24 protein-coding genes are annotated in these 26,061 nt (G+C 65.6%); 15 read left to right on the top strand and 9 right to left on the bottom strand.

Annotated features, from left to right (window positions below; genetic code table 11):
- Nucleotides 1–22: 22 nt before the first annotated feature.
- The 5 genes from DFR52_RS00430 to hemB all read right to left on the bottom strand — a co-directional run bounded on the left by DFR52_RS00430 (nt 23) and on the right by hemB (nt 5,835).
- Nucleotides 23–934, bottom strand: a complete 912-nt coding sequence (locus DFR52_RS00430; RefSeq protein WP_110029975.1) for a DMT family transporter — start codon at nt 932–934, stop codon at nt 23–25.
- A 22-nt stretch (nt 935–956) separates the two neighbouring features.
- The gene (locus DFR52_RS00435; protein WP_110029976.1) at nt 957–1,706 is read right to left on the bottom strand and encodes an arginyltransferase; all 750 of its coding nucleotides are present in this window, start codon (nt 1,704–1,706) and stop codon (nt 957–959) included.
- A gap of 42 nt (nt 1,707–1,748) precedes the next feature.
- Complete coding sequence (locus tag DFR52_RS00440) at nt 1,749–3,590, bottom strand: SLC13 family permease (RefSeq protein WP_110029977.1); 1,842 nt, start codon at nt 3,588–3,590, stop codon at nt 1,749–1,751.
- 286 nt (nt 3,591–3,876) lie between these two features.
- Nucleotides 3,877–4,344 carry an RDD family protein gene (locus DFR52_RS00445; protein WP_110029978.1) on the bottom strand — a complete coding sequence of 156 codons (468 nt, stop codon included), beginning with the start codon at nt 4,342–4,344 and terminating at the stop codon, nt 3,877–3,879.
- A 474-nt stretch (nt 4,345–4,818) separates the two neighbouring features.
- A complete protein-coding gene (gene hemB, locus DFR52_RS00450) occupies nt 4,819–5,835 on the bottom strand; it encodes a porphobilinogen synthase (RefSeq protein WP_110029979.1) in 1,017 nt (338 codons plus the stop codon).
- Between the two features lie 230 nt (nt 5,836–6,065).
- Between hemB and DFR52_RS00455 the strand changes: the two genes are divergently transcribed.
- Together DFR52_RS00455 and DFR52_RS00460 are read left to right on the top strand one after the other, a co-directional pair.
- Entirely contained in the window at nt 6,066–7,031 is a 966-nt protein-coding gene (locus tag DFR52_RS00455; protein ID WP_110029980.1) for a LuxR C-terminal-related transcriptional regulator, read from the top strand.
- Nucleotides 7,032–7,163: 132 nt separating this feature from the next.
- On the top strand, nt 7,164–8,147 hold the full coding sequence (locus DFR52_RS00460; RefSeq protein ID WP_110029981.1) for an MBL fold metallo-hydrolase: 984 nt from the start codon (nt 7,164–7,166) through the stop codon (nt 8,145–8,147).
- Between the two features lie 67 nt (nt 8,148–8,214).
- Here DFR52_RS00460 and DFR52_RS00465 read toward each other — a convergent pair whose 3' ends face one another.
- Complete coding sequence (locus DFR52_RS00465) at nt 8,215–8,580, bottom strand: nuclear transport factor 2 family protein (RefSeq protein WP_110029982.1); 366 nt, start codon at nt 8,578–8,580, stop codon at nt 8,215–8,217.
- A 149-nt stretch (nt 8,581–8,729) separates the two neighbouring features.
- Between DFR52_RS00465 and DFR52_RS00470 the strand changes: the two genes are divergently transcribed.
- The 10 genes from DFR52_RS00470 to DFR52_RS00515 all read left to right on the top strand — a co-directional run bounded on the left by DFR52_RS00470 (nt 8,730) and on the right by DFR52_RS00515 (nt 17,841).
- The gene (locus DFR52_RS00470) at nt 8,730–9,533 is read left to right on the top strand and encodes a helix-turn-helix domain-containing protein (protein ID WP_110029983.1); all 804 of its coding nucleotides are present in this window, start codon (nt 8,730–8,732) and stop codon (nt 9,531–9,533) included.
- 75 nt (nt 9,534–9,608) lie between these two features.
- On the top strand, nt 9,609–10,151 hold the full coding sequence (locus tag DFR52_RS00475) for a DUF1697 domain-containing protein (protein WP_210205742.1): 543 nt from the start codon (nt 9,609–9,611) through the stop codon (nt 10,149–10,151).
- An 83-nt stretch (nt 10,152–10,234) separates the two neighbouring features.
- Nucleotides 10,235–10,801 carry a hypothetical protein gene (locus DFR52_RS00480; RefSeq protein WP_146215513.1) on the top strand — a complete coding sequence of 189 codons (567 nt, stop codon included), beginning with the start codon at nt 10,235–10,237 and terminating at the stop codon, nt 10,799–10,801.
- Between the two features lie 177 nt (nt 10,802–10,978).
- On the top strand, nt 10,979–11,425 hold the full coding sequence (locus DFR52_RS00485; protein WP_245415137.1) for a DUF6163 family protein: 447 nt from the start codon (nt 10,979–10,981) through the stop codon (nt 11,423–11,425).
- A gap of 123 nt (nt 11,426–11,548) precedes the next feature.
- Complete coding sequence (gene ldtR / locus DFR52_RS00490) at nt 11,549–12,073, top strand: transcriptional regulator LdtR (protein WP_110029985.1); 525 nt, start codon at nt 11,549–11,551, stop codon at nt 12,071–12,073.
- 310 nt (nt 12,074–12,383) lie between these two features.
- The gene (locus DFR52_RS00495; protein ID WP_110031043.1) at nt 12,384–13,682 is read left to right on the top strand and encodes a L,D-transpeptidase family protein; all 1,299 of its coding nucleotides are present in this window, start codon (nt 12,384–12,386) and stop codon (nt 13,680–13,682) included.
- Nucleotides 13,683–13,877: 195 nt separating this feature from the next.
- On the top strand, nt 13,878–15,194 hold the full coding sequence (gene glyA, locus DFR52_RS00500; protein ID WP_110029986.1) for a serine hydroxymethyltransferase: 1,317 nt from the start codon (nt 13,878–13,880) through the stop codon (nt 15,192–15,194).
- A 444-nt stretch (nt 15,195–15,638) separates the two neighbouring features.
- Nucleotides 15,639–16,121, top strand: a complete 483-nt coding sequence (gene nrdR, locus DFR52_RS00505) for a transcriptional regulator NrdR (protein ID WP_110029987.1) — start codon at nt 15,639–15,641, stop codon at nt 16,119–16,121.
- Between the two features lie 34 nt (nt 16,122–16,155).
- Entirely contained in the window at nt 16,156–17,232 is a 1,077-nt protein-coding gene (gene ribD / locus DFR52_RS00510) for a bifunctional diaminohydroxyphosphoribosylaminopyrimidine deaminase/5-amino-6-(5-phosphoribosylamino)uracil reductase RibD (RefSeq protein ID WP_245415138.1), read from the top strand.
- On the top strand, nt 17,233–17,841 hold the full coding sequence (locus tag DFR52_RS00515) for a riboflavin synthase (RefSeq protein WP_110029989.1): 609 nt from the start codon (nt 17,233–17,235) through the stop codon (nt 17,839–17,841).
- Between the two features lie 49 nt (nt 17,842–17,890).
- Here DFR52_RS00515 and DFR52_RS00520 read toward each other — a convergent pair whose 3' ends face one another.
- Entirely contained in the window at nt 17,891–18,466 is a 576-nt protein-coding gene (locus tag DFR52_RS00520) for a hemerythrin domain-containing protein (RefSeq protein WP_245415139.1), read from the bottom strand.
- Nucleotides 18,467–18,840: 374 nt separating this feature from the next.
- Here DFR52_RS00520 and DFR52_RS00525 point away from each other — a divergent pair, with 374 nt between their 5' ends.
- On the top strand, nt 18,841–20,841 hold the full coding sequence (locus DFR52_RS00525; RefSeq protein ID WP_110029991.1) for a methyl-accepting chemotaxis protein: 2,001 nt from the start codon (nt 18,841–18,843) through the stop codon (nt 20,839–20,841).
- Nucleotides 20,842–20,929: 88 nt separating this feature from the next.
- Here the strand turns inward: DFR52_RS00525 and DFR52_RS00530 are convergent, their stop codons facing one another.
- A complete protein-coding gene (locus DFR52_RS00530) occupies nt 20,930–21,280 on the bottom strand; it encodes a hypothetical protein (protein WP_245415140.1) in 351 nt (116 codons plus the stop codon).
- 629 nt (nt 21,281–21,909) lie between these two features.
- On the opposite strand from DFR52_RS00530, the gene DFR52_RS00535 reads away from it, so the two are divergent.
- The gene (locus DFR52_RS00535; protein ID WP_280954173.1) at nt 21,910–24,000 is read left to right on the top strand and encodes a methyl-accepting chemotaxis protein; all 2,091 of its coding nucleotides are present in this window, start codon (nt 21,910–21,912) and stop codon (nt 23,998–24,000) included.
- 192 nt (nt 24,001–24,192) lie between these two features.
- Here the strand turns inward: DFR52_RS00535 and DFR52_RS00540 are convergent, their stop codons facing one another.
- Nucleotides 24,193–24,885: a hemerythrin domain-containing protein gene (locus tag DFR52_RS00540; protein WP_110029993.1), complete on the bottom strand. Its 693-nt coding sequence runs from the start codon at nt 24,883–24,885 to the stop codon at nt 24,193–24,195.
- Between the two features lie 119 nt (nt 24,886–25,004).
- Between DFR52_RS00540 and DFR52_RS00545 the strand changes: the two genes are divergently transcribed.
- A complete protein-coding gene (locus tag DFR52_RS00545) occupies nt 25,005–25,928 on the top strand; it encodes a LysR family transcriptional regulator (protein WP_110029994.1) in 924 nt (307 codons plus the stop codon).
- The last annotated feature ends 133 nt before the right edge of the window (nt 25,929–26,061 follow it).

Genomic DNA, 26,061 nt, shown 5'->3' on the forward strand with positions numbered 1-26,061 from the left:
GGACGTCGGCAGGGCCGCCCGTTCAGACTGGATGCCGCGGCGCCAGCGTGCGCAGCATGCGGCGGTTGTGGACGAGCTGCCAGAGCGAGTGCACGATCAGCGTGACGATCATCACCAGCCCGCCGATCAGCCCGTTGCGGCTCGGCTCCTCGGCAAAGATCATCCACACCCAGACCGGCGCGAAGATCGTCTCGAGCAGATAGAACATCGCCACTTCCGGACCGGAGATGTATTTCGGGCCCGTCGCCAGGCACCAGAAGGCGAGTGGGGTCACCACCAGCCCGTTGAGCACGATCCACCAGGGCGCCTCGACGACGATGTGCGACGGCCCGCCCGCCATCGTCAGCCCAATGATGGCCGGCACCAGCGCCGAGAACAGCGGGGCGAACCCCATGTCGGCACGCGACCGCCGGCTGACGGTGATGGCGCAGGAGAGGCAGAAGGCCGAGGCGAGCGCGGTCAGGTCGCCCAGGAAATGCCCCGCCGCCAGCCCGTCGGCGACGATCAGCGCCACGCCGGCGATCATCACCGCCATGGCGATGAAGGTGGCGGTCGACGGCCGCTCGCCCAGCGTCACCCAGGACAGGAGTGCGGCGAACATCGGCGTGAAGGCGAGGATGAACACCAGGTTGGCCGTCGTCGTCGCGAACACGGCCAGCATGAAGCTGATCGAGGCGAGGATGTAGAACGTCACCACCGCGATGGCCGCGCGCCCCGGCAGGATCGGGATCGAGCGTCCGGTGATGAGCCGGATCGCCAGCCAGACGATCACCGCGGTGACGAAGGTCAGCCCGCTGCGCACCGCCAGCACCGACCAGGCGTCGCCCTCCGAGAGCCGGATCAGCGGAATGTCGGCGGTCAGCATCAGCCCGCCGAAGGCGGTGATCAGCTGCCCCTTGCGGTGGCTGGCGGCGTCGATGGAAAGGTGGGTCATGAAGGAAGCTGGCGCTTTCGGGTCAGGGTTTGTAGCGCTGCCAGCCCTGCGCCATCAGATGTTCCTGCGGCTGGTAGCGGGTCTTGTATTCCATTTTCGGCGAGCCATCGACCCAGTATCCGAGATAGACATGCGGCAGGCCGCGCGCCTGGGCCCGACGGATGTGGTCAAGGATCATGTAGGTGCCCATCGAGCGGTCGGCGAGGCTGGTGTCGAAGAAGGAATAGACCATTGACAGGCCGTCGCTCATCATGTCGGTCAGCGCCACGCCGATCAGCGGCCCGGCCGGCTGCTGCAGGATGCCGTCGCCCTCCACCCGCTTGCGGTACTCGATGACCCTGGTGTTGACATGGGTGTCCTCCACCATCATCGCGTAGTCGACCACCGACATGTCGGCCATGCCGCCGCTGCGGTGGCGGCTGTCGAGATAGGAGCGGAACAGCGCGAACTGCTCGCTCGAGGGCTCGGCGTCATAGTCGGAGGCGACCAGATCGGAATTGCGCGCCATCACCCGGCGCATGTTGCGGGTCGGCCTGAACTCGCCCGCGAGGATCCGCACCGAGACGCAGGCGCGGCAGCCCTCGCAGGCCGGCCTGTAGGCTATGTTCTGCGAGCGCCGGAAGCCCCCCTGGGTCAGCAGGTCGTTCATCGCCGCTGCGTTCTGGCCCACCAGATGCGTGAACACCTTGCGCTCGCTCTGCCCGTCCAGATAGGGACACGGCGAGGGCGCGGTCAGGAAGAACTGCGGTGAGTTGACGGAATGGCTTGTCATTGGCTGGCGCGGCCCGTGGTGAAACTTCGACGCGAAGCGACTCTAGATACCGTAATACCATGGCGCAAGCAGAGAAAACGTCAACCAGATGATGATGACGAGCGGTGTTCCGGCCTTCAGAAAGTCCGAAAATCGGTAGTGCCCGGGGCCCATGACCAGCAGATTGGTCTGATAGCCGATCGGCGTGGCGAAGGAACAGTTGGCAGCGAAGATCACGGCGGCCACGAACGGCTCCACCGGCGCGCCCATGCCGCGCGCCATTCCTATGGCGATGGGGACGAAGAGCACCGCGGTGGCGTTGTTGGAGAGGATGTTGGTGAGGATGGCGATGACCAGGAACAGAGCCGACAGTGTCATCGCCGGCGGCGCGCCGGCCATCGCGCCGACCGCGCCCTCGGCGATCAGCGCCGCCCCGCCGGTCGATTCCATCGCGGTCGCCAGCGCCACCGAGGAGCCGATGAGCAGGAAGATCTGGCGGTCGAAGGCGCGGGTGGCCTGGTGGATCGACAGGCAGCCGGTGGCCAGCATCGCCGCGGCGCCGGCGATGGCCGCCACCACGATGGGCATGATCGAAAAGGCGGAGGCGAGCACGATGGCGATGAAGATGCCGGCGGCGATCCTGGCCTTGCGCGATTGCGGCACGGCTTCGGCGGAATGCTCGAGCAGCAGCAGGTCGTGGTTGCCGCGCAGGCCTTCGATGATGGCGAGCGGGCCGCCGATGAGCAGCGTGTCGCCGGGCTCGAGCCGGATCTCCGACAGCGCCGAACGCGCCATCCGGCTCTTGCGCTGCACCCCGAAGACCGAGACCCCGAACTGGGCCCGCAGCCCCGAAAGCTGGATCGTGCGGCCGGCATAGCGCGAGCCCGGCGCGATCACCGCCTCGACGAGATGGTAGTCCGGGCCGGGCGGCAGCTCGGCGGCCGTCGGGGAAGTGCCCGCTCCCGCCTCGGCCGCCGCGGGCTCGTCGGCATCGTGGCTGGCCGAGCCGCTGGCCAGCGCCCGCGAGAACGCCCGTCGCGTGCCGGTGACCACCAGCGTGTCGCCCACCGACAGCACCAGGTCCTCGAACGGCGGCAGGATCGGCACGTCGCGGCGGTGCAGCAAGCGCGGCGTCAGCTCGCCGAGACCTGAAAACATGCCCGATTTGGCGGCGATGCCGACAAACGGATGTCCCGGGGTCAGCGTGATCTCGCCGATGAACTGCGCCCCGGTGCGCCGCTCGGCTTCCATGACGGTGTCCCGCTCGGAGAGGATCCGCGGCACCACGGCGAGCACCCAGACCGCGCCCACCAGCGCGAGCATCACGCCCATCCCGGTGAGATCGAAGAAACCCATCTCGTAGCCCATCTTGCGGGCGACACCGGCGGCGATCAGGTTGGTCGAGGAGCCGATCAGCGTCGTCATGCCGCCAAGAATGGTGATGAAGGAAAGCGGGATGAACACCCTGCCAGGCGAGATGCCGCGCTGCGCGGCCACCACCACCAGGATCGGGATGAAGATGACCACGACCGGCGTGTTGTTGAGAAAGGCCGATATCGAGCCCGATGCGATCAGGATCAGCAGCACCGGCCGCCAGGGGCTCTTGCCGCCCATCCTGCCGATCAGCCGCGCCGGCCGCTCCATGGCGTCGGTGGCAAACAGGCCCTGGCCAACGATCAGCAGCGCGATCACGGTGGCCAGTGCCGGGTTGGAGAAGCCCGACAGCAGCGCGTCGGCGGAGAGAAGGGCGCCATCGGCCTGGCGATAGGGCAGCAGCCCGAACAGGACCAGCACGGCGGACAGGGCGGCCAGCGACACGCCCTCCATCGACCAGCGCTCTGAGGCATAGGCAATCACCGTCGCCGCGATGATGGCGTAGGTCGCATAAAGATGAAAATCGCCCATGAAAGCCGCCGTCCCCTGTTGATGCGCAGTCTACCGCGCCATGCTGCATTGCAGTAGGGGGAATATTCCACCCGCGGCAGGGAAGCGGGCATGGGCGGCTGATATGGGGCAGGGATGGGGAATGGGATGCCAGAAAGACCCTTTCTGATTTCTCGTTCAGCAGGACCTTGAAAGCTTCTCTCACCGCGCGGACGCGCGGTGGCTGGATCGCGGATCAGGTCCGCGATGACGGCTGGAGAGTTTCGGCCAGAAACGCGAAGTGTACCCGTCGTCGCGGTTTCGCTGCCTAAAGAGTATCCGTCCTTACCACCACCGTCCCCAGCAGCCGGTCGTGCAGCGTCTGCTTGCGGTCGAGCACCAGCGCGGCAAGCAGGATCAGCGGCGTCAGGATGGCGTTGGCGGCCCAGAACAGCACCGAGTGGACGACGGCGAAGACGAAGTCGATGCGGCGGCCGTCGAGGCGCTCGAGCCTTATGCCCATGGCGCGCATGCCGGGCGTGGCCTGGCTTTCGCTGCCCAGCGTGAAGCCGATATAGGGAATGGCCACCAGCAGGAACAGGATTCCGTAGAGGAAGAAGCCGAGCCCCAGCGTCAGCAGCCCGACGAAGAAGATGACGATCGACACCGGAATGCACAACAGCAGCACCAGCGCATAGTCGATGATGAAGGCGAAGACGCGTTTGCTGCGCACGCCGTCATAGAGCGCGGGGTTTTCGTAGGTGCGGTCGTCGTAGATGATGTCGGTCTGGCTCATTCTGGCTCTCCGTGGCGTCGATCAGCATGTGGGCATGAAGCGCCCGAAATCCAAGGGGCGATAACGGTTTTCCCTCCCCGACCCGGGGAGGGTGGCGCGCAGCGCCGGGTGGGGAGAGATCGTCGCTGGCCCCTCGTGGTTCGAGGCCCGGCCCGGATCGGGGTCATCAGGAAACCAAAGCGCCATCGCGACCGCCAAAGTACCCCACCCCTCAATCCCTCCCCTCAAGGGGGAGGGAGGCTTGCTCCGCGTGCGTGGCGGCATCCGGTCCAGCTTGAACAAGGCGAATCGCCGGTCAGTCGGCTGCAGCGCTGCCTCGTCCCCCTCCCGCCTGAGGGGAGGGGTTAGGGGTGGGGGTATCAATGGTTGCGCAAACGGGAACTGGACTCGCACGTGCACGAGGCGGGTTTTCCCTCCCCGTCCCGGGGATGGCGCGCAGCGCAGGGTGGGGTGACTGCCGCGCGTTTCCCGCTCTCAGCCGCGGCCCCTGGCGATCAGCTCTGCCGCCTCGATGGCGAAGTAGGACAGGATGCCGTCGCAGCCGGCGCGCTTGAAGGCCAAGAGCGTTTCCAGCATCACCTTCTCGCCGTCGATCCAGCCATTGGCGGCGGCCGCCTTGATCATCGAGTATTCGCCCGAGACCTGGTAGGCGAAGGTCGGCAGGCCGTAGGTGTCCTTGAGCGCGCGGCAGATGTCGAGATAGGGCAGGCCGGGCTTGACCATCAGCATGTCGGCGCCTTCCTCGACATCGAGGCCGGCGTCGCGCAACGCCTCGGTGGCGTTGGAGGGGTCGATGTAATAGGTCCGCTTGTCGCCCTTGAGCAGGCCCGACGTGCCGATCGCCTCCCGGTAGGGGCCGTAGAAGCTCGACGCGAACTTGGTGGCATAGGCCATGATGCCGACATGCTGGTGGCCGGATGCGTCGAGCGCCTGGCGGATGGCGCCGATGCGGCCGTCCATCATGTCGGACGGCGCGATGATGTCGGCGCCGGCGTCCGCCTGGATGACGGCGGCGCGCGCGATCTGGCGCACGGTCTCGTCGTTGACGATCTCGCCGTCGCGCAGGATGCCGTCATGGCCGTGGCTGGTGAACGGGTCGAGCGCCACGTCGGTGATGATCCCGATCTCCGGCACCGCCCGCTTGAAGGCGCGGGTGGCCTCGTTGATCAGGTTGTCGGCGGCGAGGCTGTGCGATCCGGTCTCGTCGCGCAGGCTCATGTCGACATTGGGAAAGGTGGCGATCGCCGGGATGCCGAGGTCTGCCGCATGCCGGACGCCCTCCACGGCGCGGTCGACGCTCATCCGGTTGACGCCCGGCATGGCCTCGATCGGCTCGGTGATGCCGCTGCCGTGCACCAGGAAGATCGGCCAGATCAGGTCGTCGACGGTCAATCGCGTCTCGCGCACCAGCCGCCGTGTCCAGTCGGCCTTGCGGTTGCGGCGCATGCGCCGGTGGCCGGTGATCGCATCCACGTCGATGTCGCTGGTCATGTCGAAGTCTCCTGCAGTCAATCCGGCGCCGGAATCCGGTTGCGCCGCCAGCGCCGTTAGAGCCCGCCGCGCCCGACCGGTCAAGTCGCCGGCGCGGTCCTGCCGCCGGTCGGGACAATGCGGCGCAGGCGATGGCAACACAATCTGGCAGCATCTGGCACTAGGCATGGACGGCCCGCATGCCATTCTGGCCGCCTGGGAGGATCTCCGTTGCCGGAAGGATCACGCCGATGCCGCCGATCAAGCCCGCCATCACCCCCGCCACGCTCGACAAGTGGCAGCGCGTCGTCAACCTGATTGCCGAACTCGCCGATGTGCCGGCGACGCTGATCATGAACACGCTGGGGCGCGATCACTCGGTCTTCGTCGCCAGCGACGGCGAGGACAATCCCTATGAGCCGGGACGGACATTCCGGCTGCACGAGAAGCTCTATTGCTTTGGCGTGCTGGAGCAGGATGGCGAGCTGACCGTCGAGGACGCCGGCTGCGATCCGCGCTGGGCCGACAACGAGGACATGGAGCACGCGATGAGCTTCTATGTCGGCCTGCCGCTGAAATGGCCCGACGGCGAGATCTTCGGCACCATCTGCGTGCTCGACCGCCGCCGCAACCGCCGCGCGCTGATGTTCCGTAGGGGCCTGCGCGAATTTGCCCGCGTCGTCGAGGACGACCTCGCCCTGCTGATGGAGGTCGACACCCGCAAGTCCGCCGAGGCCCGGCTCAAGCAGGCGCTGGAGAACACCGAACGCGAGGTCGCCGCTCGGACCAATGAGTTGCAGGAGGCCAACACCGCGCTCAAGGTGCTCATCCGCAACATCGAGCAGGCCAAGGCCGAATCCGAAGCCGCCGTCATGGCGCGCATCAAGACGCTGGTGCTGCCGCATGTGAGCAAGCTCAGGCTGCTTGAGGCCGACCGCGAGCCGCAGGCCTCCTACATCGATCTCATCGACACCGGCCTGCGTTCCATCACCCGGGCGCTGTCGACGCCGATGGCCGAGACGCTGGACCGGCTGACGCCGACCGAGGTGGAGATCGTGCAGATGGTGCTGCTGGGCCGCTCCACCAAGGAGATCGCCCGCACCCTGTCGCGCGGCGAGAGCACGGTGGATTTCCACCGCAACAACATCCGCCGCAAGCTCGGCCTCAACGACCGGGCCCAGAACCTCCGCCGGCATCTGGCCTCGCTCGCCCAGTAGCCGGACGAGCCTGCTCGATAGGGGGATTTGCCCCCTATTTTCCCCGCATTCTTCTGGCAGCGGCGATCGGTTCCTTTTGACCTAGCATTCGGTCAGCCGCACCGGATGCGGCGCTGAAAGGGGAACAAGCAAATGAAAAAATCCGATCTCAAGCCGACCATCCTCAAGGGTGGGACAGACGATCTGGCGCCCGGCCTGTCGCGGCGGTCGTTCTTCATGGCGGCGGGTGCCGCCGGCGTCGGCACCGCGGCGCTTCTCATCGATCCGCGCGGCGCTTCGGCGCAGTCCACGGACTGGACCCAGCCTGGCAACAACAACCATGTCCTCGACCTGCAGGCGACGGCGAGTTTTGCCGACGGCGGGGTGACGATCGACCACTACGGCCATTGCGCCTTCAAGATCACCTCGCCGGGCGGCGCCACTGTCCTGATCGATCCCTGGCGCGACGACCCGTCGGGCGCCTGGGGCCTGTGGTTCAAGTCCAAGTTTCCCGAGACGCTCGCCGACATCACCATGTCGACCCACACCCATTTCGATCACGACGCCATCGACCGGCCGGTCTCCACCATGGTGCTCGACCGCATGGTCGGCCGCTTCGAATTCGCCGACCTCAAGATCACCGGCTTCGCCGACAAGCACGCCTGTCTGGCGCCCGGCTGGTACAAATGGACCGACGCGATCGCCGAATTCGGCGCCAAGGCCTGCCCGCCGGACAATGTCGGCCACATGGACATGGTCACCTATGTGATCGAGACCGGCGGCGTGCGCACCCTGATCTGGGGCGACAACCGCCCCGATCCGGGTCCGGGCTTCTGGGACTCCGTCGGCCGGGTCGACGTGCTCACGCTGCCGGTCGACGGCTCCCAGCACATCCTGTCCTACGACCAGGGCAACGCCATCGTCGAGCGGCTCAAGCCGAAGGTCGTCATCCCGACCCATTACCTCAACGAGACCACCACCTACACGCTTTCGACGCTGCAGACGGCGGACGAATGGGTCAAGGGCCAGAAGAGCTTCAAGCTGCTCGACAGCCCCAGGCTCTCGCTCGCCGCTGCCGACATCGCCGGCATGGACCGCGAGTTCCTGTATTTCGGCTCCCACACGCAGACGGCATGAGTGTGCGGCCGGGGCGGACCATCCGCCCCGGCCGCAGCCACACCGCTTTCATGGCGGCGGCCGCCGGTCACGCGGCGTCCGGCACCTGGTCGAGAAAGCCGGTCACCGTTGCGATCAGGCCGTCGCGGACCGTGACGAAGTCCGTTCCGCGGATGAGCGGCTCGGCGCCCTTCGGCCCGAGTCCCCATGAGAAGCGGACCTGATCACCGAATCCGTCGGCGGCTCCCGAAAGGCCGAAGACGAAGCCGGGGAAGCGGTCGTGCACGGCAGCCACCAGGCCGCTGATTTCGGCGGGGCCGGAACCCGCCATCAGCGGGTCGCGGTAGCTGGCGTCGCGGGTCCAGTCCCGCTCCATGAGCGCCTGGCGATTTTGCGCGTCGGTCTCGTTCCAGAGGGCGATATAGGCGGCTGCGATGTGGTTTGCGTCCTGCATGGTCAAACTCCTTTGTTGGACCCGGCAAGTTTCTCCCGGGGCTCGCACGAACGCGATGGCGCGTGAGGTAATGAAACCGCAAAAAATCGCATCCCTGATAACCTGCGGGGTAATTGATCAGCCTCCCTGCGCGGGGCTAGACTGCCCTCATGGAAACATCCGCCTCCGTAGGCCATCTCGTGCGCTCCTGGCGCGAGCTCAGGCACATGAGCCAGCTGGCGCTTGCCAGCGAGGCCGAGATCTCGCAGAAGCACCTGAGCTTCATCGAGAGCGGCCGCGCCCGTCCGTCGCGCGACATGGTGCTGCATCTGGCCGAGCATCTCGACGTGCCGCTGCGCGAGCGCAATGCGCTGCTCCTGGGCGCGGGCTTCGCGCCCGCCTATGTCGAGCGGGACCTCGATTCGCCAGAGCTGGCGGGCGCGCGAGCCGCCATCGGGCAGGTGCTCAAGGCGCACGAGCCGTTTCCGGCGCTCACCGTCGACCGTCACTGGACCATGCTTTCGGCCAATGAAGCCGTGGCGCCGCTGCTTGCCGGCATTGACACCCATCTGCTCGTCCCGCCCGTCAACATCATGCGTCTCAGCCTGCATCCGCGCGGTCTGGCGCCGCTGATTGTCAATCTCGATGAGTGGCGCGCCCATCTGATGGAGCGGCTCGGCCGCCAGTTCCGGCTCACGCGCGATCCGGTAATCGGGGCGCTCATCGGCGAGATGGAACAACTGGCGCCGCGCGGCTGGCGCGGCGGACCGGCCGGCGAGCGCGCCGCACCGGCCATCGCCGTGCCGCTGAAGCTCAGGACGCCGCTCGGCGTGCTCTCCTTCATCTCCACGACCACCGTGTTCGGCACGGCGAGCGAGATCACGCTGTCGGAACTGTCGCTCGAGGCCTTCTATCCTGCGGACGCCGGGACGTCGGATCTGATGCGCCGCATGGCCGCCGCCCGCACTCCGTAAAGTCACCCGGACGCGCGGGTCTTGCCAGGCGGGGCCGGGATGCGCACTCTGCCCGGAGCAACCGCCGGAGGACCCATGCCGATACAAAGCTATGTGGCGCTGCTGCGCGCCGTCAATGTCGGCGGCACCGGCAAGTTGCCGATGACCGAACTCAAGGCGATGGCCGGCGAGCTCGGACTTGCGAATGTCCGCACCTATATCGCCAGCGGCAATCTGGTCTTCGACAGCCAACTGCCGGAAGCGGAAATCAAGGCTGCGCTGGAGGCGAGGCTCGCGCGTCATGCCGGCAAGCCGCTGGGCGTCATCATCCGCTCCGCGGACGAGATCCGCGACGTGCTCGCTGCCAACCCGTTCCCCGAGGCGCCCGGCAATCGCAGCGTCGCCATTTTCCTCGATGCCGCCCCGCCTGCCGACGCGCTGGAGCATGCCCGGCATGCCGGCGGCGAGCGCATGCGGCTCGGCCGGCGCGAGATCTACGTCCATTACCCGCAGGGCCAGGGCCAGTCGAAGCTCATCATTCCGGCGGCGAAAACGGGCACCGCGCGCAACATGAATACCGTGGCCAAGCTCGTTGAGATGGCCGATGCGGAGGGGGCGCCGTCCGCGCGGTCTCGGTGAATGTCGACACGGTTTTCAAAGGGTTGATTGACATCGGCGACACCAGCACGGCAGGTGAGACATTGTTCAACAAGGACACCGCCATGACCCGCCTTGCCACCGCCCTGTTTGCGTTCGCGTTCTCTCTCTCCGTCGCCCCTGCAATTGCCGGAGACTTTGCGGATGCTGCCGCGGTCGCCGAGGATCTCGTGGCGACCGACACGCAGCAAGCCGCCGAGGCAGCCCGCATTGCCTATGCCGATTTCACCGGGTCGCTGCCCTTCGCGCTGGTCTCCGCGTTTTTCGTCACCGAGCCTGCCGAAGGCTACGGCATGTACACCGAGCACGCCGGCAGCTTCAAACCCGGCCAGCCGATCCTGCTCTATTGCGAGCCCATCGGGCTCGGCTGGAAAGAGGGCGGTCGCGGCTTCCAGTCGGCCATCACGGTCGATTTCGAGATCACCGACAGCGCAGGCCAGGTGCTGGGCGGCCAGAAGAAGTTCGGCAGCTTCAAGTTCGACAGCGCCGTGCGCAATCAGGAAATCATGATCAACCTGACCATGAATGTCGACGGCGCCGAGGCCGGGGACTACCAGCTGATCTACACCTTCACCGACGAGAATTCCGGCGAGACAGCAGTGCTGCCGATGCCCTTTTCCATCGCACCCTGACTGCCCGGCCGCGCCTCAGGCGGCCGCGGCCTCGGTGACCGCCCGGAGGTCGGCGCGGCGGCGGGCGATCACAGCCGCGGGTGGCCGTCGGCGGGGCAGGGCGGCCTGCGGCAGCGGATGCTTCAACTGGCCAACGAATTGGGCTAGAAGCGCTCAACGGCGTGATCGGAGATTCTCTTGGCCATATTGCAAGTCGGCGCCATTCCCCTGCGCAAGATGGGCATGCTCGACATCGGGTTCCGGCTGTTCATGCGGCTGGTCGCTGTCGGCTGCGTCATTTCGGGACTGCATTACTGGAGCCTGCTAATCGGTTACGCCGACGGCGGCGCCGGCCGCTTCGACCTGGTGGCGGTGCACTGGCAGGTGCCGAGCGTCGCGCTGGCTGTGCTGATGCCGGTGGCCGCCGTCGGCCTGTGGATGGAGGTGTCGTGGGGGGCGGTGATCTGGGTGGTGGCGGCCGGCGCCGAAGTGCTGATGCACGGCTGGCTGACCGGCTGGTACGGCGAGCGGCAGATGCTCGTCGGGATGCACCTGACGGTCGCGCTGACCTACGCCGCATTGCGGCTGGCGCGTGCCATCCGTGACCGCGGCCGCACGACGGCGGTAACAACTGATTCACTGTGATGCAGCTCTCTGCTTCGGTAAGACCCTGTTAAGCTTGCATTTTAAGTAGAATTTTATGCGTATTGGCTAGGTTCTGTCTCAAGGCGGGGAAATAAACCGCCACCACAACAGTGAGGCAGACACATGGCACACGCACAATCCGCATTCGCATCGGCACCCCGCACCATCGAGGCCGCCAACGAGTCCGATGCCCTTCGCGATCTCTATCTGGAATCCCTGCAGCTGGTCGAACGGCTGCATCAGCGGCTGCACGATGTCATCAAGGACGAGTTCGACCGCAAGGGCCGTTCCGACATCAACGCCGTCCAGGCGCTGCTGCTCTTCAACATCGGCAATTCCGAACTGACCGCCGGCGAACTGCGCACCCGGGGCTACTATCTCGGCTCCAATGTGTCCTACAACCTCAAGAAGATGGTTGATCTCGGCTTCATCAACCACCAGCGCTCCCGCGTCGACCGCCGCTCGGTTCGCATCAGCCTGACCGACGACGGCGCCGAGATCGCGGCAACCGTCGCCGCCCTCTACGACCGCCACATCGCCTCCATCGCCAAGGTCGGCGGCGTCGGCACCAACGAGTTCGAGCAGCTCAACAAGCTCATGCAGCGCCTCGACCGGTTCTGGAACGACCAGATCATGTATCGCCTCTGATCGCCGATCGGCGACAGTCGGAAAGACAGCGGCGGGCTTCCCGCCGCTGCTTGCGTTTGCCGTGCCGCTAACCAATTGGTCAGGATTGCTGTCCCACAATGGGGAGGAACCTTGAATTGGCCATATTGCTGTGGGACCCGCCAAGTTCAGGGGACTGCGTGGGATGGCGTGTCGTCGGCAATTGCTGCCGGGCGCCTTGCTCATTGCGACAAAGTGAATCGGCCGGATTGATTTCGGTCCCCACACAATCATGGTACTCATGGTATCGACCATTCGATCCCCGATGACCCAGCACACGGTGAATGTCCAGATGACGAAGACTCCGAACCAGATCCTGTCCCGCCGCCGTTTTCTTGGCGCTGCCGCCACGGCCGCCGGCCTTGCAGCAGTGCCGTCGACGGCGCTGGCACAGGCGACCCTGATGGACATCATCTCGGCGCCTCAGCGCGGCAACTGGGACGACCAGTTCGACGCCAAGAGCTCGCGATCCGTCGCCGAGACCGCGACCCGCGTGCCGGTCACAAGCCCCGAAACCATCAGCTTCGTCGAAAGCGCCATCCAGCGCTACCAGGGCATCGTCGCCAATGGCGGCTGGCCCATGGTTCCGGCCGGCAACAAGCTGCAGATGGGCGTCAGCGCGCCGGAAGTGCAGTTGCTGCGCCAGCGGCTGATCATCTCCGGCGACCTCGACCGCTCCGCCGGCATCTCCAACGCCTTTGATTCCTATGTCGACGGCGCGGTGAAGAAGTTCCAGTCGCGCCACGGCCTGCCGCCGGACGGTGTGATCGGCCAGTACACCTATCAGCCGCTCAATGTGTCCGCCGACGAACGGCTGGCGCAGCTCGAAACCAATGTGGTGCGACTGCGCGCCATGTCGGGCTTCCTCGGCGACCGCTACGTGATGGTCAACATTCCGGCCGCCTCCATCGAGGCGGTGGAAAACGGCCGCGTCGTCCAGCGCCACACCGCCATTGTCGGCAAGATCGACCGCCAGACCCCGATTCTCAATTCCAAGATCCACGAGGTGATTCTCAATCCCTACTGGACCTCGCCGCGCTCGATCATCGAAAAAGACATCGTGCCGCTGATGCGCAAGGATCCGACCTATCTGGAGAAGAGCTCGATCCGGCTCATCGACAGCCAGGGCAACGAAGTTTCGCCGGAATCGATCGACTGGAACGCCGAGAAGGCGCCCAACCTGATGTTCCGCCAGGATCCCGGCAAGAACAACGCCATGGCGTCGACCAAGATCAATTTCCACAATCCCTATGCGGTCTACATGCACGACACGCCGCAGCGCTCGCTGTTCGACAAGCTGATGCGGTTTGAATCCTCGGGCTGCGTGCGCGTCCAGAACGTTCGCGATCTCATCACCTGGCTGTTGCGCGACACGCCGGGCTGGAGCCGTCAGGCGATCGAGGCGCAGATTGCCGCCGGCACCAACATGCCGGTGGCCCTGGCGGTCGAAGTGCCGGTCTACTTCACCTATTTCACGGCCTGGGCGTCGGAAGACGGTGTCGTCCAGTTCCGCGATGACATCTACCAGCGTGACAGCGCCACCGAGATGGCGCAGACCAACATCGGAACCGGCGAAGACGCGCCGCAATAAGCGCCGCCTTCCGCCCGATCATTGACAAGGCCGCCCCGCAACGGGCGGCCTTTTCGATTCTGCCGCGAGGTGACGCAATTGGGACGGCGGATATTGCCCTTGCCATGCGAGACGGGTAAACAGCGCCGACACCACCGCGCCCCTGATCCGCCTGTCCGTTCCGGACATTCTGCCCTCATCAAAAGGAATTGGTCCATGTCCACTGCTTCCAAGGCCGATGCCAGCTTCGCCGATGCCTTCTTCAACCGCTCGCTCGCCGACAGCGACCCGGCCATTTTCGGCGCCATCGGCCAGGAACTCGGCCGCCAGCGCCACGAGATCGAACTGATCGCGTCGGAGAACATCGTCTCGCGCGCCGTGCTCGAAGCCCAGGGCTCGATCATGACCAACAAATATGCCGAGGGCTATCCGGGCAAGCGCTATTACGGCGGCTGCCAGTTCGTCGACATCGCCGAAGAACTGGCCATCGAGCGCGCCAAGCAGCTGTTCGGCTGCAACTTCGCCAACGTTCAGCCCAATTCCGGCAGCCAGATGAACCAGGCCGTGTTCCTGGCGCTGCTGCAGCCGGGCGACACCTTCATGGGCCTCGATCTCAATTCCGGCGGTCACCTGACCCACGGCTCGCCCGTCAACATGTCGGGCAAGTGGTTCAACGTCGTCTCCTACGGCGTCCGCGAGGACGACAACCTCCTCGACATGGATGCCATCGAGAAGCAGGCGCATGAGACAAAGCCGAAGCTTATCCTCGCCGGTGGCACTGCGTACTCGCGCATCTGGGACTGGAAGCGCTTCCGCGAGATCGCCGACAGCGTCGGCGCCTGGCTGATGGTCGACATGGCCCATATCGCCGGCCTCGTCGCCGGTGGCGTGCATCCGTCGCCGATCCCGCACGCCCATGTGGTCACTACGACGACGCACAAGTCGCTGCGCGGCCCGCGCGGCGGCATGATCCTGACCAATGACGAGGCGATGGCCAAGAAGATCAACTCGGCCGTCTTCCCCGGCCTGCAGGGCGGTCCGCTGATGCATGTCATCGCCGCCAAGGCGGTGGCCTTCGGCGAGGCGCTCAAGCCCGAGTTCAAGGCCTATGCCCAGGCCGTCGTCGACAACGCCAAGACGCTCGCCGCAAGCCTCAAGGGCACCGGCCTCGACATCGTCTCCGGCGGCACCGACAACCACCTGATGCTGGTCGACCTGCGTCCCAAGAACGCCACCGGCAAGAAGGCCGAGGGCGCGCTCGGCCGCGCCAACATCACCTGCAACAAGAACGGCATTCCCTTCGACCCGGAAAAGCCCTTCGTCACCTCGGGCATTCGTCTGGGCACGCCCGCCGGCACGACGCGCGGCTTCGGCGCGGCCGAATTCACCGAGATCGGCAACCTGATCGCCGAAGTGCTCGACGGTCTCAAGGTGGCCAACTCGGAAGAGGGCAATGCCTCGGTCGAGGCCGCCGTCAAGGCAAAGGTCACGGCGCTGACCGACCGGTTCCCGCTCTATCCTTATCTGGGGTGAAGCAGGGATACACAGTGTTCACAAGGGCTTGAGCTGCTGAACATAGCGGAGCCCTTGTCGAGCGTTTTGCGCTGTGGCAGATAGATGCCACTCCGGAAGGCCCACTGGATCGATGGATTTCCGGCATAAGAGGGCTCCTGCGGGAGCCCTTGCCATGTGCGGGACTCACATGGCAACGACGGCGGGGTTCCACGGACGCGTCCCACGCGTCGTTGCTTTCCGGCTGGCAGCAAAGGAAATGCGATCTGAGGAGTCCTGGCTGGCCTGGCGGCCCGGTGGTGCGGCAACGTTCCTTCCTATCGTGGCCAGAGGCTGCTAGGCATTTGCGGTGACGCTCCCGGAAGAGTATTCAGACATCCGCGACGTGACCGATACAGGCCGGGTGACAAGAGGAATCGCAATGCGAATCGAAGCCGACAAGAACTCCCGCGCAGGTGACACCAAATGAGGTGCCCCTTCTGCAGCTCGGAGGATTCCCAGGTCAAGGACTCGCGGCCGGCCGAGGACGGCGCCGCGATCCGCCGCCGCCGCGTCTGCCCGGATTGCGGCGGCCGCTTCACCACCTTTGAACGGGTGCAACTGCGCGACCTGCAGGTGCTCAAGAAGACGGGGCGCCGCGTGCCGTTCGACCGCGAGAAGCTCAACAAGTCCTTCGAGATCGCGCTCCGCAAGCGTCCGGTCGACCGCGACCGCATCGAGCGCGCCGTCTCCGGCATCGTGCGGCGACTGGAGAGTTCGGGCGAGACCGAGATCGCTACCGACGAGATCGGCCTGCTGGTGCTGGAAGCGCTCAAGGCGCTCGATGACGTCGGCTTCGTCCGCTATGCCTCGGTTTACCGGGATTTCTCCGGACCCGAGGATTTCGAACGCACCATCGCCGAACTGACCGCCCGCATCGCCGGCGACACCGTCGTTTCGGACGACTGAGCCGATGTCCGCTGCGGCCTCGGATCTGCGTTTCATGGCAGCGGCCATCCGGCTGGCCCGCTGGCACCAGGGCCGCACCGGCTCCAATCCGTCGGTGGCGACCCTGATCGTGCGCGAGATCGACGGCGGCCCGGTGATCATCGGCCGCGGCGTGACCGCGATCGGCGGCCGACCGCATGCCGAGACCCAGGCGCTGGCCGAGGCGGGCGAGGGCGCCCGCGGCGCCACCGCCTTTGTCACGCTCGAGCCCTGCGCCCATCACGGCCGCACGCCGCCCTGCGCGGAGGCGCTTGTGACGGCGGGGGTCGCCCGCGTGGTCGCCGCCTGCACCGATCCGGACGACCGCGTGTCCGGCAGGGGATACGCCATCCTGCGCGCCGCAGGCATCGAGGTCTGCGAAGGCGTTCTTGCCGAGGCTGCCGCATCCGATCTCGCCGGCTACCTCGCGCGGCGCACGAAGAACCGCCCGCATGTGATTCTGAAGATGGCCGTTTCGGCGGACGGCATGATCGGCGCCGAGGGGGCGGGTCAGGTGCCGATCACCGCCGACATCGCCCGGCGCCAGGTCCATTCGCTGCGCTCCGTCAGCGACGTGATCATGATCGGTTCCGGCACGGCGCTGGCCGACGATCCGGAACTGACCTGCCGGCTGCCGGGCCTCGAGGGCCGGTCGCCCATCCGCCTGGTGCTCGACCGGACGCTGCGCCTGCCTGTCGCCTCGAAGCTCGCCCGATCGGCGCGAAGCGTGCCGTTGTGGCTGGCCACGTCGGCGCAACAGGACGACCCGGCGCGCGCCGCGCTGGCATCGCTCGGCGCCGAGTTCCTTGCCGCAGAATGCCACGACGGCCGCCTGGCGCTGCCGGAGTTGATGGAAGACATCGCCGCCCGCGGCGCCTCGACCGTTCTGGTCGAGGGTGGCGCGGTCCTGGCGACGTCGCTGCTCGACGAGGATCTGGTGGACCGGCTGATCCTGTTCACTGGCGCGGTGACCGTCGGCGAGCGCGGCGTGGACGCACCGTTCGCGCTGGCGCGGCTCCCGGACGGTTTCGTGCCGGTCCGCACGATGCAGTATGGTCCCGACCGCATGGATGAATTTGAAAGGCAGCGCTGAATGTTCACCGGCATCATCACCGACATCGGCCGCGTCGCGCGGATCTCCAAGCTCGACCAGGGCGTGGGCCTGCGCATCGAGACCTCCCACGATCCGGCCGGCATCGCCATCGGCGCCTCGATCGCCTGTTCCGGGCCCTGTCTCACCGTCACCGCGCTTCCGGCGGCCGGAGACAATTCCAGATGGTTCGAGGTCGAGGCCTGGGAAGAGGCGCTGCGGCTGACCACCATCGGGACATGGGTGGAGGGGACACCGGTCAATCTCGAACGCTCGCTCCGGATCGGCGACGAACTCGGCGGCCATCTGGTCTCGGGTCATGTCGACGGCATGGCCGAGATCATCGCCGTGCGCGACGAGGGGGAGGCGCGCCGCTTCACCCTGCGGGCGCCAAGGGATCTGGCGCGTTTCATCCCGCCGAAAGGCTCGGTGGCACTCGACGGCACCTCGCTCACCGTCAACGCGGTCGACGGCACGGATTTCGACGTGCTGCTGATCCGCCACTCGCTGGGCGTCACCACCTGGGGCGAGCGCAAGGCGGGCGACCGGGTCAATCTGGAGGTCGACCAGATGGCGCGCTACGCCGCACGACTGGCCGAGCACCGGGGCTGACCCGGGAACGGACGTCCTGACATCGCGGGATTGCGCCGCACGGAGCGGATCAGACGCCGAGATTGGCCTCGCCGCGGTCAAGGATCACCGGGATGATCAGGTCCTCCTCGTCATCGAGGTGCCGCATCAGCATCGCCACCAGCCGGTCGTTCTCCGTGGCATAGGCGTCGCCGGCGCGCTTGAGCGCGTCGCCGCCCTCGGCAAGCCGCTTCAGGAAGCCGTTGGCCGCCTCGGCATTCATGGCCAGCGCGTCGTGGATCATGTGGTGGTCGTTGTCGAGAATGTCGAAGCCGCGGCCGAGCCGGGACTCGGCGCGCCGGAACACCGGAAAGTAGTGCACATCCTCAATCTGGTGATGGCCTTCCAGTTCGCCCAGAAACCAGTTGAGCCTGGGCACGAAGAACTGCGCGAACTGCGTCGCGTCCAGCTTCTGCTCGCGCCAGTCGTCGACCGCACCCAGCAGCGTGCCGCCCATGTCGCGGAACATGGCATGACGCTGCAGCCAGAAGCGCGCCATCTGGCCAAGATTGTCGTGCCCCTGCCAGGTCTCCCTCGGATATCGGTCGATCAGGAGCTTCAGATCGTCCGGCAGGCCGGCGCGTTGGTCGAGGCTGGTGTCCGTCAAGAGAAAATTCCCTGCATCATCGCCGAAAGTTAGCGCCCTACTACCTAATGCGGAGCAAGCGCCAGCCCAAGGGTGGCCAGGCGAGAAACCCGCTATCACCGCCGCCGATCGGCCCTCGCGGGCGTCAGGGCTGCGTCCGCCGTCGAGAAAAAGAGCGAGGCGGGCCATTTTATCCCTCAGATGTTAAGGGTTATCGGTGCCTTCGCAGGAGATTTAGCTGCGGGGTTTTCATCAATTATTTATGATAGTGGCCCAGAAAAGAGGCATCTCAGAGACGTCGCGGACTGTGAGCCCTGCAATAGCAAGGAGCAGCGGCGGGATCCCGAGGTCTGCTGCAGTGCCGGGCTCCGACCCAGGTTTCAAAGGAAGACAAGATGAAAATTCGCGGAAAGATATTCCTGGTCGTTGGCGTGATGGGGACTGTATCCGTCCTGATCGCCGGTATCGCCCTGGGCGTGGTGTTCGGCTACGGCGAACAGTTGCGCAAGTATGAGAATGCCTCCGAGCGCGCCTTTCTCGGCGAGCACCTCAACCGTCAGGTCACCGCCGTCGTGATGGATGCCCGTGGCATCTACGCATCGCCCTCGACCGAGAAGGCTGCGAAATTTGCAAGCAGCGTCCTCGAAAGCCTCGACGCCATCGACGGCACGCTCGCCAGTTGGCGTCCGCTCGTTCCCGCCTCCCAGGCGGCAGCTTTCGAGAAGGTCGTGGCCGGCGCCGGAGAGTTCCGAAAGTTCCGCGCCGAAACTGCGCGGCTTGGCACCGAAGTTTCTCCCGAGGCAGCCAACGCCCAGGGCAACAACGAGGACAACCGTGCCAACCGCAAGGCCTTCCAGGCCGAGATTGACGGCGTCGTCCAGACCGACCGCGACAATCTCGACGCGATCAAGGCCAGCATAGCGCAGTTCAAGCAGGCCATGCTGATTCTGGTGCTCGCCACCGCCGGCATCGGTCTCTCGATCGGCATCGCGGTCGCCTACTTCTTCGCCACCCGCCAGTTGAGCGGCCCGATCCAGAACGTCACCCGCACGATGAGCGAACTGGTCAGCGGCAATCTCAACGTCGTCGTTCCCTACGAGGGCCGCCAGGACGAGATCGGCGAAATGGCTGCCGCCGTCTCCGTCTTCCGGCAGAACGCCATCGACACCCGCAAGCTCAATGCCCAGGAACTCGCGCTGCGCGAGAAGAGCAGCGACCTGCAGGACAGCATCGGCGTGGTCGTCAATGCCGCGGCGGCGGGCGATTTCTCCAGCCGCATCACCAAGGACTATGACAACGCCGACCTCAACCTGTTTGCGGCCAGCGTCAACGAGCTGGTCGCCGGCATCGACACCGCCGTCACCGAGACCCAGCGCGTCATCGCGCAGCTGGCGCAGGGCAATCTCACCGACACGATGAACGGCGAATTCCGCGGCGCGCTCGGCGAGTTGCAGGGCAACGTGAATTCGGCGCTCGCCACCCTGCAGGCGACGATGATCGACGTCCGCGGCTCCTCGGATTCCGTCAACGCCTCGACCAACGAACTGCGCGGCGCCTCCGACGACCTGTCGAGGCGCACCGAACAGCAGGCGGCTTCGCTCGAGGAGACATCGGCGGCGCTCGACCAGATCACCGCCGCGGTGAAGAACTCGACCGACCGCGCCCAGGAGGCCACCACCATGGTGGCCGGCGCCACCCAGAGCACCAAGCAGTCGGGCGAGGTGGTCCGCAACGCGGTGCAGGCGATGGGTCGCATCGAGAGCGCGTCCAACGAGATCTCCAAGATCATCAATGTCATCGACGAGATTGCCTTCCAGACCAACCTGCTGGCGCTCAACGCCGGCGTCGAGGCGGCGCGCGCCGGAGAGGCGGGCAGGGGCTTTGCCGTGGTCGCCCAGGAAGTGCGCGAACTGGCGCAGCGGGCGGCAAGTGCGGCCAAGGACATCAAGGGACTGATCCACAAGTCCGGCGAGGAGGTCAAGGTCGGCGTCAGGCACGTTCAGGAAACCGGCACCTCGCTGTCGGACATCGAGGAGCGCGTGCTCAGGATCAACGAGCACATCAACGAGATCGCCACGGCGGCGCGCGAGCAGTCGCTCGGCCTGCAGGAGGTCAGCGTCGCCATCAACCAGATGGACCAGGTCACCCAGCACAACGCTGCAATGGTCGAGGAAATGTCGGCTGCCACCCACAAGCTGGGCGAGGAATCGGCCAATCTGGCCGGCATGGTGTCGCGCTTCCGTGTTTCCGGCAGCCAGGGTCGTCCTGTCGCCGCGGTGGCGCAGAGCCATCGGCCGGTGGCTTCGCCCGCCCGCTCCATGGTCGTCAAGGTAAGTCGCGCATTCGCCGGCGGCGGTTCGAGCGCGGCGGCGGCGGACAACTGGGAAGACTTCTGATCCGGGCCGGAAATTCGGCTCCATCCTGTCTGTGTCCTGCAGCCGGCTGCTTCCCGCAGCCGGCTGTCTGCTTTCGGTCCCGCGCCAATCAGGGCTTGCGGTCGCGGATGACCGTGAACAGGAAGATCAGCATCGACGCGACGGTCAGCAAGGATCCTGCCTTTGCCAGGGCCTCGCCGTTCTGCTGCATGGCCATGACGATTCCCGGCACGATGATGATCACGCCGAGCGTCGCCACCGCATAGTGGATTTTCGCCAGCATCCGCCCGGCGGCGACCGGCACCAGATGGTAGTAGATGCCGAAGAGCGCCATCGTCACCCAACCGAGCAGGTTGAGATGGGCGTGGGCGGGGGCCAGCGTGTGATCGCCGGAGGCTGACATCACGATCCCCCAGATCATGCCGACGGTGACGAAGAGTACTGAAGTTGCAACAAACATGAAAGGAACGCCGCGCATTTGACCTCCTGTTGATCGATCTCCCTCACTCGGTAAGCTGTCGGGAGGGAATGGCGCAACGGTATACTTGCAAGGTCAGAATTCGGCAACAAGCGAAAAGCACAGAGCGCAGATATATTTGAGAAATCGACAACCAGACCTTTGCCCGCCCTCGATCGGCTGGCCACCGTCACGAAGTACGGCAGGCAGGTTCGCCATCGGCTTCTGCGCTGCCGCCGGAGCTGTTGCCGAGGCCGCGCCGTGCGCAGAGCGCAGCCACCGACAGCCGTGAGCATTACCTCCTGTTGATCGATCGCGGCCCAATCGCCGATGTGCCGGGACGGACCGGACTGAGCGGATACTGTCGTCTGGATGGTTCGGCCATCGGCGCGAAGAGCAGATGCCGGGAATATTTTCCATTCTTGTGGCGAACCCTGCGGCCTCGGCCTTCATGAACCGGCGGGTTGGTCGCGAACGGAGGGCCAAGCGACTGAAATAGGCAGGATTTTCCGTGGGCCGTTCGCCAATCATTAATTGTTTTAGAGACATCGTCGCCGGTGAGTGCGCGCGGGTCTGCCGCGCGCGGACGGTTCGCCCGGTGGCTTTTGAAAGCTGTCCGGAAGGACCTGTCCATGTCGTGCACGGGATGGAACATGAGCCTCAACGCCTTTCGCCTTGGAAAGATAGTGCCGCTGGCCGTGATCTGCCTGATCGGCGCGGCGACCGCCGCCTTGATATTCTCCGCCACATTCGCGGACAGACAGCTCGAAACGGCGATTTCCACAATTGGCGAGCAGACCGCCGATTCGATCCTTGTCCAGGAGCTGATTGGTCTCAACAAGAAGATTGAGCTCGACATCGTCTCGACGCAGGAATCACTCACCGATGTTTCCGCCACGCGCGGCCTCGACGGACTTGATGACGGCTTTGCGCTGGCCGAGGAGTCCGCGGCGGCACTCAGGATCAAGGCCGAGCAGGTTGTCGCCCTCGCGGAGCGGTTTCAGAGCGAGGCGTTGGCGACACAGATCACCGGGCTGCTGGGCAAATATGATTCCTTCAAGGAATCCGGCGTGACCATGGCCAACGCCTATGTCGCCGGCGGCCCCGCCGAGGGCAACAAGCTGATGGCGACATTTGACGCGGCGTCGGATGCATTGCAGGCCGAAATCGAAAGTCTCGACGCGATCGTGCAATCGATCGTTACCGCTCGGACCACCGCCGCGGACGCGCAAGCCCGGGCCATGCGCTCCAATGTCACCTTCTTCGTCGAACTGATGGTGGGCATCGGCCTGCTTCTGCTTGCCTTTGGCATTGGCATATCGGTGTTCATTTCCCGCCGCCTGGTCAGACCGGTTACCCAGGTGACCGCCTGCATGACGGCCATGACCCGGGGCGACATGAGCCAGGACATCCCCGGCGTGGATCGTCATGATGAAATCGGTGAAATGGCTGCGGCGCTGAACATCTTCCGCGTCAACACCATGGAGAAGATGCGGCTTGAGAAAGAACTCATCGAAAACCAGTCCCGCGCCGAGTCGGAGCGCCTGGAGCGCGTGCGTCTGCGCGAAATCGATGCGCAGAAGGTGACAGAAGCGGTCGATACGCTGGCCGCCGGCCTTGATGAACTGGCCAACGGCAACCTGACCCATCGCATCGACACCGTCTTCATTCCGCATCTCGACAAGCTTCGCACCGATTTCAACGCTGTGGTCGAACGCCTGCGCGACACCATCAACTCGGTGGGCGAGAACGCCCGCGCCATCGCCAGCGGCTCCAACGAGATCCGCGCTGCCGCTGACGACATGGCCAAGCGCACCGAGCATCAGGCAGCCTCCATCGAGCAGACCGCCGCAGCCCTCGATGAAATCACCACCACCGTCGCCGATTCGAGCCGCCGCGCCGAAGAGTCCGGCCGGCTTGTTGCCGCCACCCGCGATGGCGCCGAGAAGTCGGGTGTCGTGGTCGGCAATGCCATCGCCGCCATGGGCAAGATCGAAGCATCGTCCAAGGAGATCGCCAGCATCATCTCTGTGATTGATGACATCGCCTTCCAGACCAATCTGCTGGCGCTCAACGCCGGTGTCGAGGCTGCGCGCGCGGGTGAAGCCGGCAGAGGCTTTGCCGTCGTCGCCCAGGAAGTCCGGGAGCTTGCGGGACGATCGGCCAAGGCTGCCAAGGAGATCAATTCGCTGATCAGCGCGTCGGGCGAACAGGTTCGCAGCGGCGTGGTGCTTGTCGGCGAAACCGGCGAGGCGCTCGCCGCCATCGTCAGCCAGGTGCAGCAGATCAACACCAACATAGTTGCGATCGTTGAATCCTCGCGCGAACAGGCGCTGGGACTCAAGGAAATCAACATCGCCGTCAACACCATGGACGAGGGGACCCAGCGCAACGCCGCCATGGTCGAGCAGTCGACGGCGGCCAGCCACGCACTTGCCGCGGAAGCCGATTCGCTGTTCAACCTTGTCCGTCAGTTCAACGTCGGCGGTGGCCATGCCGGTGACCGCCCGCATCCGGTGAGCCACAATCGCGCGCCTGCCGCCCCGGTTCGTGCTGTGACGCCTTCGGCAGCGCCGCGCATCGTGTCCTCGAAGGACACAGCAGCGCCCAAGCAGTCGCCGGCTCGCGCGCTTGCAGGCAAGCTTGCCAACGCCTTTGGCGGCGGCGCAACCCCGGCCAAGGCCGCGCCGTCGGCTGCCAACGAAAGCTGGGAAGAATTTTGAGACGGTCACTCGATCACTGACGCAAACCGAAAGGGCGCCCCGCAAGGCGCCCTTTTCAATTCCCGAGAGTGGCTGCCGGTTGCCCTGCCCAGGGACATCCAGGGCAGGCGCCGGGGCAGGGCGGTGGAGCGCACCGCACCGGTCCGCTTTCAACGGGTTGGCGTTTGCTGGCTTTGGACGAAGGCTGTTTGCTCAGCATACGGCGCGCTCCAGTCCCGTCCAGTCGCCCGTCCGCCAGGCCGAGCCGGTGATGGCGGCCATCAGCCCGGCGAAGGCTTCGGCCGGCATGGCCATTTCCATCCCCGTCACCATGGCGACCCGTTCCGCCGGCGAGGCGCCGCCGAGCATGGCGCGAAGCGCCGGGACCATGTCGGCGGGAGGGATCGACGCGACCAGCCGCCGATGCAGATCGGCGATCTCCTCCTGGGTGAAATTGGCCTCGATCAGCGGCATCAACTCCGTTTCCTCCTCGTGCATGTGCGCGAGATCCGCGGAGACGAAGAGCGCGAAGCGCTGGTAGAGCCGGCGCAGCCGTCCGGCGCGGTCGGTCACGGCCGCCGAGAGGTCCTCGGACAGCCGCCGCAGCTCGGCGAATGCGTTGAGGTGATGGTCATGATCGTCGCCGGCGTGATCGGAGCCGCCCGGATAGCGTTCGTCGATCGCCGTGTGGATAAAGTGGTTCTCGTGGTTGAGATGCGCCAGGCTCATCTCGAGATGGCCGTGGAGCCGGGTCAGCGTTTCCAGAACGGCGTCGTCGTCCTCGGCGTCGAGCGCGCCCAGCGCGATGAGCATCCTGGCGTTGGCAAAGCGGATTCCCTTGTGGATTGCATAATAAAGGTCTTCCTTGGCGGCCTTCGGCGCGCCGATGCGAGCTTGCTGATTCATGGTGGGTCTCCCTGGCTCCGGCCGATCCGGATGCCGATGGGCGGCGCATGTATCCGAATTCCCTCCGTTGAAAAATACTGCTAAATTGGATTGAGAATCCAAAAATTCCGGACAATCCCATGGATCATCTGAAGGCTATGCGAGTATTCGAGCGGGTTGCCGAGCGCGCCAGTCTTGCCATGGCGAGCGAAGATCTTGGACTCTCGCGTGGCAGCGCCAGCGCCATTGTCTCTCAACTCGAACGCCATCTCGGCGTGCAATTGCTGGAGCGCAACACCAGGAGCCTGAGGCTCACCGAGGACGGCCTGCGCTATCTCGAGCGCGCGCGCGGAATCCTCGGCGAAGTGGAGCTGCTCGAGGAGGAGATCGGCTCCGCCGAGCACGCTGCTCGTGGCCGGTTGCGGATCCAGGCGCCGTCCGGTCTCGTCCGCCTGGTCATCGCGCCGTCGCTTCCGGGCTTCTTCGCGGATCATCCGCAGGTGGAACTGGAATTGTTGTCGCGCAATTCACTGCCCGATTTTGTCGGTGACCAGATCGACGCCGCCCTGGTTGTCGGCGAATTGCCGGAGCTCGACATCGTCGCCCGCCATGTCGGCCGAATTCCCTTTGTCACCGTTGCGTCGCCCGCCTATCTGGCCCGCTCCGGCGAGCCCGCCAGCCCCGAGGACCTGGCACGACACGCCTGCATATCGGCGCTTTCCACCGTCAACGGAGCCCGGGTGCCCTGGCGCTTCCGCATCGGCGAGGACACCGTCCCGGTTGCGATCAACGGGCCCGCTGCCTTCGAATCGGGAGATTCCGCCGTGGCATCCGCCGTCCGCGGGCTCGGCGTGCTGCAACTGGCGAGCTACCTCGTCTATGACGAAATCCGCGCCGGCCGTCTCCGGACGATCCTCGACGGGTTCCGTCCGCCGGGCCGGGATCTCAACATCGTGCATCCGCGCCATCGGCTGAAGCCGAAAAAGCTTCGGGTCTTCGAGGATTTCCTGTTGCAGCTCAATCTCCGCACCCGCCAGAAATGGGGTATCCGACAGGTCGATTGACGGCGCGGCCGCCCTTTCCGCACCATTTAACCACGCCTGCCCATTTGGGCTTGCCAATGGGGCCGCAAAGTGGTTTGACCGCCGCCTGATTTGCACATCCTCACAGCAGGGCGTAAAGCCCGTTTCAGAACCG

Origin of the sequence: Hoeflea marina (genome assembly GCF_003182275.1) — a bacterium.
Lineage (GTDB): Bacteria > Pseudomonadota > Alphaproteobacteria > Rhizobiales > Rhizobiaceae > Hoeflea > Hoeflea marina.

Bases quoted from the DNA above. Each gene is read 5' to 3' on its own strand.
- hemB (WP_110029979.1), bottom strand. From the start codon at position 5,835: ATGACCAGCGACATCGACGTGGATGCGATCACCGGCCACCGGCGCATG.
- DFR52_RS00530 (WP_245415140.1), bottom strand. From the start codon at position 21,280: ATGTTTGTTGCAACTTCAGTACTCTTCGTCACCGTCGGCATGATCTGG.
- ribD (WP_245415138.1), top strand. From the start codon at position 16,156: ATGGCAGCGGCCATCCGGCTGGCCCGCTGGCACCAGGGCCGCACCGGC.
- DFR52_RS00545 (WP_110029994.1), top strand. From the start codon at position 25,005: ATGGATCATCTGAAGGCTATGCGAGTATTCGAGCGGGTTGCCGAGCGC.
- DFR52_RS00525 (WP_110029991.1), top strand. From the start codon at position 18,841: ATGAAAATTCGCGGAAAGATATTCCTGGTCGTTGGCGTGATGGGGACT.
- DFR52_RS00445 (WP_110029978.1), bottom strand. From the start codon at position 4,344: ATGAGCCAGACCGACATCATCTACGACGACCGCACCTACGAAAACCCC.
- DFR52_RS00535 (WP_280954173.1), top strand. From the start codon at position 21,910: ATGTCGTGCACGGGATGGAACATGAGCCTCAACGCCTTTCGCCTTGGA.
- ldtR (WP_110029985.1), top strand. From the start codon at position 11,549: ATGGCACACGCACAATCCGCATTCGCATCGGCACCCCGCACCATCGAG.
- DFR52_RS00470 (WP_110029983.1), top strand. From the start codon at position 8,730: ATGGAAACATCCGCCTCCGTAGGCCATCTCGTGCGCTCCTGGCGCGAG.
- DFR52_RS00540 (WP_110029993.1), bottom strand. From the start codon at position 24,885: ATGAATCAGCAAGCTCGCATCGGCGCGCCGAAGGCCGCCAAGGAAGAC.
- DFR52_RS00465 (WP_110029982.1), bottom strand. From the start codon at position 8,580: ATGCAGGACGCAAACCACATCGCAGCCGCCTATATCGCCCTCTGGAAC.
- DFR52_RS00440 (WP_110029977.1), bottom strand. From the start codon at position 3,590: ATGGGCGATTTTCATCTTTATGCGACCTACGCCATCATCGCGGCGACG.
- DFR52_RS00515 (WP_110029989.1), top strand. From the start codon at position 17,233: ATGTTCACCGGCATCATCACCGACATCGGCCGCGTCGCGCGGATCTCC.
- DFR52_RS00475 (WP_210205742.1), top strand. From the start codon at position 9,609: ATGCCGATACAAAGCTATGTGGCGCTGCTGCGCGCCGTCAATGTCGGC.
- DFR52_RS00455 (WP_110029980.1), top strand. From the start codon at position 6,066: ATGCCGCCGATCAAGCCCGCCATCACCCCCGCCACGCTCGACAAGTGG.
- DFR52_RS00480 (WP_146215513.1), top strand. From the start codon at position 10,235: ATGACCCGCCTTGCCACCGCCCTGTTTGCGTTCGCGTTCTCTCTCTCC.
- DFR52_RS00495 (WP_110031043.1), top strand. From the start codon at position 12,384: ATGACGAAGACTCCGAACCAGATCCTGTCCCGCCGCCGTTTTCTTGGC.
- glyA (WP_110029986.1), top strand. From the start codon at position 13,878: ATGTCCACTGCTTCCAAGGCCGATGCCAGCTTCGCCGATGCCTTCTTC.
- DFR52_RS00460 (WP_110029981.1), top strand. From the start codon at position 7,164: ATGAAAAAATCCGATCTCAAGCCGACCATCCTCAAGGGTGGGACAGAC.
- DFR52_RS00435 (WP_110029976.1), bottom strand. From the start codon at position 1,706: ATGACAAGCCATTCCGTCAACTCACCGCAGTTCTTCCTGACCGCGCCC.
- nrdR (WP_110029987.1), top strand. From the start codon at position 15,639: ATGAGGTGCCCCTTCTGCAGCTCGGAGGATTCCCAGGTCAAGGACTCG.
- DFR52_RS00430 (WP_110029975.1), bottom strand. From the start codon at position 934: ATGACCCACCTTTCCATCGACGCCGCCAGCCACCGCAAGGGGCAGCTG.